At 51.7% G+C, this 5,373-nt stretch carries 3 protein-coding genes and 3 pseudogenes; 5 read left to right on the top strand and 1 reads right to left on the bottom strand.

Features of this window, described 5'->3' with window-relative positions:
- Positions 1-212 precede the first annotated feature (212 nt).
- Entirely contained in the window at positions 213-1,238 is a 1,026-nt protein-coding gene (locus tag VSX56_RS20340; protein WP_350939343.1) for a replication initiator protein A, read from the bottom strand.
- A gap of 467 nt (positions 1,239-1,705) precedes the next feature.
- Between VSX56_RS20340 and VSX56_RS20335 the strand changes: the two genes are divergently transcribed.
- The 5 genes and pseudogenes from VSX56_RS20335 to VSX56_RS20320 all read left to right on the top strand — a co-directional run.
- On the top strand, positions 1,706-3,091 hold the full coding sequence (locus VSX56_RS20335) for an AAA family ATPase (RefSeq protein WP_434096059.1): 1,386 nt from the start codon (positions 1,706-1,708) through the stop codon (positions 3,089-3,091).
- A 75-nt stretch (positions 3,092-3,166) separates the two neighbouring features.
- Positions 3,167-4,210, top strand: coding sequence for a ParB/RepB/Spo0J family partition protein (locus VSX56_RS20330; protein ID WP_350939342.1), 1,044 nt, complete (start codon positions 3,167-3,169; stop codon positions 4,208-4,210).
- Between the two features lie 57 nt (positions 4,211-4,267).
- A pseudogene (locus VSX56_RS20325) lies at positions 4,268-4,805 on the top strand (transposase family protein); the annotation flags it as partial.
- A 213-nt stretch (positions 4,806-5,018) separates the two neighbouring features.
- Positions 5,019-5,137 (top strand): annotated as a pseudogene (locus tag VSX56_RS20870) (IS3 family transposase); the annotation flags it as partial.
- 77 nt (positions 5,138-5,214) lie between these two features.
- A pseudogene (locus tag VSX56_RS20320) lies at positions 5,215-5,373 on the top strand (IS256 family transposase); the annotation flags it as partial.

Here is a 5,373-nt window from a genome sequence, read left to right as displayed (position 1 = left end):
TTTAACCTCAGCGTCAGACCAACGCCACCAGCCTATCTCGAACAAGCCTCGCCGCTAACCCACGGGGGCTCCTTGTCGCTTACCCTTGAATAATATCCACCTCAAAAGATCAGAGGTCCCGAGGGATACTTCGAGCGCATACAGTGTCGACAGAGAATAATGACCGAGTTGACACAATGTGGTCAAAGATCAAACATGTGGCGATGAGTAACTTAGCTACGGTTAACCTTACTACGGACGAACCCTAAGAAGGCGGCGTCGCGCGAACGTAATTTGGGTCGACCAGAGTTACTCCAAAATGTCCGCCATTCTGCTTCTAATGCATAGATATCAGCTCCAGGCATGAGCGCGCGTGCGTGATCCATAGTAGCGGACTTTAACGGCCCCGGTCCTGCGGCTTCAGGGACCTCCATCAGCCTCTCACGCAATCGAAAGCAAATTATATCGCCCGCTTCTTCATCCATCACGTAGTCAGGTAAGGTATCTGCTTCGATCATATCACGGATCATTTTGCGAAAAACACGGCGTGGGCTAGCCGAGCCAGATTTTTTCAAAAGAACATCAATCGAAACCCGCCAACGTTCTTGCCGCCCACAATGTTTCCGCGCGAGTTCGTAAATCCGTCGTTCAAGCGGCTTGCGTAGTTTAAAATACTCACGACTGAGCGTGAGTACTGACTTTGAAAGAACTGCCCGGTATAGCCAATCCGAGAGTGTCACGGCAACGGACACCATACGACCACCACGCGCTTTACGCACGATCTCCCAACTCTCGATTAGACCGAACCCTGAAGTGATTTCAATGTCGGCAGTTGTAATGTTTGTCCTGATACGAGTGCCCGCTAACCGCTCGAAAGCCTCCCCCAAACGTCGATAAGCATCGCCCGAAGTTTCACGATTAGTGGCAAGTAATAAATCGTGAGCGCGAAGAGTAAGTCGGCGCGACACAGCACGTCCGGTGTTAAGTGCAGCCATCAGCTGGCTCACACAAAAAAACAGGATGTCCTTATCATGGATTGTGGCGAGCCCCTTCATTGACGGCGTTACCTCAACAGAGACCCCGTTATGCTCATAGTTCAAGATGCGCCGATCAGGCCGCGTAGAGAGCGAAAAAATTGGATGCTCCATAGTCGCTAGATCCCCCTTGGGGATCGCATCGAATATATCACAAAGAAAGAAGTCAGTCTGCAATACCTCAAAAGAGGATCCTGCTCTCGACGCCACCAACGAGCCTACCATAATCTGCCTGTTCTCCACGCCCGGAGTTTTCTCCGATCCATGTATTGGAAGGCTAAAGCCTTCGATTGACTGCTCACCGAGCTCTTGATTGAGCCAGTACTTTTTATCGTGGTTTTATTGACACCCAACGTAAGCCAGCCACATCCATCAGTCTAGTCATTCAATCGTGGGTTCAGAGTCGCTAGATCGGGGTTTCAGATTCATCATATCGTGGGTTCAGATTCACTCGGTTTTTCAAAGTACGATTTTCATATTTGATCACAAGGGATTAGAAGAACATATAGACGACGTAACACTATAAATAACTCATATTTAACTACGACTTTTTTTATAGAAATCCTCAGACCCTTGGCCTGATGTTCCAAAAATGCCATGAAATAAAAGACAAACTGACAAGTCTGGTCACTGATATGTCGATTTCTATTCCATGTACTGCCTTTATGGGTATGATGCTAAAAAAGCGACATATGAGGCGATTAATGGCACAAGAGCATCCTGAGCACCCGCCCTACTTTAATATTGATCCTGATCAAGCTCTACGCGAGCTTGAGGCTCCGATCACTTCGAAAGGCTTTGCGGCTATCGCTGAGTCATGCGTACGCGGGCGCGACGATTTAGCCTCGCGCGGTATGAACGAAAACGGTCGCAAAGAACTTCGACTTTTTTCGACTTGGGAAATCACCCGCTATCTGATCCCTGTTGCAACACCTCATTTCCGTCGTGTCCTACGCGCTAATCCAGATTTGCCACAGGGCCGCTCAGATACAGAAGCTGGAGCCAAGTGGTTTACTCTCGATGAGGTGTTGAAGCTTCGAGCACATTTTGCTGCGGAAGGTTCAAAGACAAAGGAATACCGTCCCTACCGTCCTAAAGATCTACCCGCCAAAATGGTAGCCGTAGCTAATTTTAAAGGTGGTGTCGGCAAAACTTCAACCGCAGCCCATCTGGCGATGTCAGCGGCCCTCGATGGCTACAAAGTCCTCGTTGTCGATCTCGATAGCCAAGGCTCGATGACCTCAATCTTCGGAGGCAAAGTAGCAGACGAATGGGAAACCGTTTTTCCCCTTCTAGCTCGCCATTATGCCGCCTACCAACAAAAAGCTAATCAAGGTCGACTCGACCGTGGTGAATCCCCAGTACCGCTTGACGAAACATTGACCGAAGCGCTCAAAATGCGAGCCACCGATATCATTCAGAAAACACACTGGCCAAATATCGACCTAATTGGAGCGCAGCTTAATCTTTATTGGTCAGAGTTCCAAATTCCCGTCTGGCGCATGCAAGGACGCGGCTGGAAGCTATGGGACGCGCTGACCGAGACACTTGAGGCAGACGGGGTTCTTGATGCCTATGATGTCATCTTCCTTGATACGCCTCCCGCGCTTGGCTACCTGACCATCAATGGACTAGCCGCAGCTGATATCCTTTTGGTCCCTTTAGGTGCAAGTTTCCTTGAGTTCGATTCCACAGGGCGTTTTTTCGATATGCTACATTCGACTTTCTCATCAATTGAGGATGGCGAAAATATGGCTGCCCGTGCTCTGGGACGTGAGGAAATGAATTTTCAATGGGATGCAGTGCGCGCTGTGATTACTCGTTTCGATGGCGCGCAGCAAGGCGAGCTCGCCTCGCTTATGCAGGCCTATTTCGGACGGACACTTTCGCCGCATAGGCAAGATTTCACCGCCCTCATTGGTCAGGCGGGGGAACAGGTTAATGGTATTTACGAAGCAGATTATCGTGATTTTAATCGCGAGACCTATGTGCGCGGCCGCCAGACATTCGATGCGACTTATGCCGCTTTCAAACGCCTTCTCTTGGGCAGTTGGCGGCGCGATGAACTCACAGCGTAGTAGAGTAGAAAGTCTAAGGTCTGATGCAGCCTTAAGGGAGGCTGCGGTCCCTCACCCACCAAAAAGGATCTTCTCATGGCTAAGCGCAAACGTTTGACACCCGCTAATCCTGGTTTTTTGCAGAACGCTCCAGAAGACAGTTCGTCGCCAACAGCTGCTGCTGAAAGTGGCCCTCAAAACCTTGAACCTATTTCGGCGTCCCCTATGGTTCGCACGGTTAGCCATCGCCCTCCAATCGCCTCGGTTGCAGCTGAGGCTGCTGACCGTGCTGCGCTTGAGGATATGACTGCTATGATTGCGGAGCTGCGTGCCTCTGGTCGCATGGTCGAAATGCTACCGCTCGATCAGGTAGAGGCGAGCCATTTGATACGAGACCGTCTGGTGACAGGAGACGCTAGCGAAGAGATGGACGTTCTTGTGTCCTCTATCCGCGCACGCGGCCAGCAATCTCCAGTAGAGGTGCTCGACCGTGGCGCGCAGGCTAACCCGCGTTACGGCCTTATTTCGGGCTGGCGTCGTTTGGCTGCGTTGCGCCAATTAGCCAACGAGGGGCATGGGACGAATACAGTTCTGGCCGTGATCCGACACCCAAACAGTTCTGCCGATGCCTATGTAGCGATGGTAGAGGAAAACGAGATCCGTGCAGACATTAGTTTTTATGAGCGCGCCCGTATCGTGGTCAAATCGCTTGAAGCAGGAGTTTTTGAAAACCCTAAAGAGGCCCTTAATACGCTCTTCGGAAATGTTTCGCGTGCGAAACGTTCGAAAATTAAAAGCTTCATGATGATTGTTGAGGCGCTCGATGGCTATTTACGTTTTCCGGCGGCACTCTCGGAGCGTACAGGACTTAATCTGGTCAAACGCCTTGAAGCAGATCCAGATCTTGGAGCTTTTTTGAGTAAGCGTCTTGCTGCTACGCCGGCTTCCGATGCTGAAACCGAGGCGCGTTATTTAGCGGCTTCGCCCCGCCCTACCCTATTGTCTCGCCCTGAAGTTTCTTCGACGCGACGCAATTTTGAATTGGTGCTTGATAAGGAAGCGCAGGAATTACGTATTGCTGGCCCCGATGTAGATGAGGCCCTTTTTTCTGATTTACAACGCTGGCTTGCACGGCGCTAGGTGTTTAATCCCACGGTTTGATGGTGCGATCCTTTCTTTAGAATGGAAGGATGCCCTATGGGACAAGTTCGTCATGGAAGCGCCACGACCACGCACGCCGTCAGAGCAGCAATACAGCAATCGCAAGCTTCGCTCGCGACGTTGAGCCGGGAGTTCGGGATCGATTCCAAGACGGTTGATGACCTCAAGACCGGCCCCAAAGAGCTGCGTTCGACGATCCTCACGGAGGCAGAGGAAGCCGCCTTCGTCTCGTTTCGGCGCAACACGCTGCTGCCGCTTGACGACCGCCTAAAAATGCCCTGCAGTCGTCTATCCTCATCTGACACGCTCGGCGTTGCACCGCTATCTGCAGCGGCATGGCATCTCACGTCTGTCGGATGTCGAGGACGACAAGCCGAAGCGGTCGAAGTTCAAACGTTACCCGATCGGCTTCTTCCACATAGACATCGCCGAAGTACAGACTGCTGAAGGAAAGCTCTTCCTGTTCATTAGCATCGACCGCACGAGCAAGTTTGCGGTGACCCAGCTCGTCGAGAAAGCTGACAGGCAGACAGCTTGGGAATTTCTGCAACACTTGCTCGAGGCGGTGCCATATTAGGTCCATACCGTCTTCACGGATATCTGTATCCAATTTGCCGAGCAGCCTTAGAACCGGTGGTCTTGCCCCACTGAAGTGGTCCACCTTTTGGGATAGTTTATCCCGTATGATGGAGGAGTACTTAGATGGCAGGCAAACGCGAGAAGCCGGAAGACATTGTCATGAAGCTGCGTCAGGTGGAGGTCTTGCAGGGACAAGGTGCGAAGCTGGCGGATGCTCAATATCGTCGATGAATACACCTAGGGCAGGTGCTGGTGATACGTGTCAAACGCAAGCTCAACTCGGTCGACGTCATCGATGCGCTGACAGACGATCGTGTCCCACGGGGTGGTGTAGCTCAGGTGGCCATCGGGTTTCTTAGTAAGGTCGGGTTGCTAGACTCAATCTGATCCAAGGATGACACCCGATGACCAAACCTATGATGGACCTTCGCGCGCTTGTCGAACAGAGCGGCGATGCAGATTTACTGCGTGAGATGATTGGCTTTGCCGCCGAGCGACTAATGGAGCTCGAGGTTGGCGCCAAGACCGGCGCGGACTATGGCGAGAAGAGTGCCGAACGACTG

It is taken from the genome of Thioclava kandeliae (assembly GCF_040297545.1).
Classification (GTDB): Bacteria; Pseudomonadota; Alphaproteobacteria; order Rhodobacterales; family Rhodobacteraceae; genus Thioclava; species Thioclava kandeliae.
This window is presented reverse-complemented; position numbering and strand designations above follow the sequence as displayed.

Bases quoted from the DNA above. Each gene is read 5' to 3' on its own strand.
- VSX56_RS20330 (WP_350939342.1), top strand. From the start codon at position 3,167: ATGGCTAAGCGCAAACGTTTGACACCCGCTAATCCTGGTTTTTTGCAG.
- VSX56_RS20335 (WP_434096059.1), top strand. From the start codon at position 1,706: ATGAGGCGATTAATGGCACAAGAGCATCCTGAGCACCCGCCCTACTTT.
- VSX56_RS20340 (WP_350939343.1), bottom strand. From the start codon at position 1,238: ATGGTAGGCTCGTTGGTGGCGTCGAGAGCAGGATCCTCTTTTGAGGTA.